The organism is Vibrio sp. 1402 (assembly GCF_033340275.1).
In genome coordinates this window covers 1-865 of the sequence record NZ_JAWOWE010000142.1, presented here as the reverse complement: position 1 = coordinate 865, position 865 = coordinate 1, and the positions used below count along the sequence as shown (strand labels likewise).

Annotated in this window: 1 protein-coding gene; it reads right to left on the bottom strand. The window is 47.9% G+C overall.

The features are described from left to right. Positions 1-865, bottom strand: an 865-nt coding sequence (gene ligA, locus R7044_RS24675) for an NAD-dependent DNA ligase LigA (protein WP_225455930.1), incomplete at both ends; no start/stop codon positions are given.

Below are 865 nucleotides of genomic sequence, written 5' to 3'. Positions count from 1 at the left end.
AACGTGGAGCGCGAGCAACAAAACCAAGGCGCTCTTGAACGGCAATATCGTCAATTTTGATCACGACTCCGTCAATTTCGTAAGGTAATGCATCACGACGCTGCAGAATGTCTTGATAATAAGTTTTTACGTCTGCCAAACTGTCGACTCGCTTGGTCTCTGGACACATTGGCAGTCCCCAAGATTTTATCTGTAGAAAACGCTCATAGTGACTGGCTGCCAAATCAGCCCCTTGCACAACTCCAACACTGTATGCGTAGAAGCTAAGTGGGCGCGAAGCCGTAATACGCGAATCTAATTGACGTAGACTGCCTGCTGCTGCATTGCGAGGGTTCACAAACACTTTTTCGCCCTTCTGACGCGCAAGCTCATTCAACTTTTCAAAGCCCGCTTTCGGCATAAACACTTCACCGCGGACCTCAAGACGAGCTGGCCAGTCATCACCCCTCAGCTTCAGAGGAATGGCATTAATGGTGCGCACGTTTTCAGTGATGTTTTCACCCGTAGTACCATCACCACGCGTTGCCGCTTGAACTAAAATACCGTTTTCATACAGCAGACTCACGGCTAAGCCATCTAGCTTTGGTTCACAACAATACTGCTTAATGCTTTCTCCACCGATTCGGTCTTGAGCACGTTTATGGAAGCTGTCGAGTTCACTGTCGTCGAATGCATTATCTAATGACAACATTGGGACTTCGTGTGTCACCTGACTAAATTCAGAAAGCGGCTTACCACCCACTCGCTGACTTGGCGAATCAACCGTCACTAAATCAGGATGTTGAGCTTCAATTTCTAGCAGTTCACGCATTAGGCGGTCGTATTCTGCATCTGGAATCTCTGGATTATCTTCCACGTAGTAGCG